Source organism: Haloferula chungangensis, from assembly GCF_042664875.1.
Taxonomy (GTDB): domain Bacteria; phylum Verrucomicrobiota; class Verrucomicrobiia; order Verrucomicrobiales; family Akkermansiaceae; genus Haloferula; species Haloferula chungangensis.
The window spans coordinates 1-571 of the sequence record NZ_JBHTBS010000093.1 but is presented as its reverse complement, the minus strand read 5'-3'; the positions used below and the strand labels follow the sequence as shown (position 1 = coordinate 571).

Below are 571 nucleotides of genomic sequence, written 5' to 3'. Positions count from 1 at the left end.
CAGAGACAGCGTATTGGTGTTGCTCGAGCGATTGCTCTGAATCCTGAACTCATCACTGCCGACGAACCTGTTTCGGCACTAGATGTATCTGTTCAGGCTCAGGTGTTAAATTTTATGCAAGAAATTCAGCAGGACATGGGGCTCACAATGTTATTTATTGCCCATGACCTAGGAGTAGTTAGACACATGTGCGAGTGGATTGGAATTATGTATCATGGTCGACTTGTCGAGGAAGGTCCAGCAGAAGTAATATTTAACAATCCTCAACATATTTATACGAAACGTTTAATTGCAGCGATTCCGGATACTAACGTGGACAACATTGAAAGAAACCTACAAAGACGTGAAGAAGTGAGAATAGAATATGAAAAACACTTCCATGAGTATTTAGATGAAGATGGGAAGCCGTTCCCATTAGTTAGTATCAGTGAAAACCATAAGGTTGCATTACCGCCTAAAGGAGGAGAACACGTAAATGCTTAAGTTTACAATTCGAAGATTACTCGTATCATTTCCACAATTAGTCATCCTGAGTTTACTCATCTTCTTCTTAGCGTCACTAATGCCTGGA

Annotated in this window: 1 protein-coding gene; it reads left to right on the top strand. The window is 40.6% G+C overall.

From position 1 onward, the window contains the following. On the top strand, nucleotides 1-483 hold a 483-nt coding region (locus ACFQY0_RS21350; protein WP_465262164.1), incomplete at its 5' end, for an ABC transporter ATP-binding protein. Between the last annotated feature and the right edge of the window lie 88 nt (nucleotides 484-571).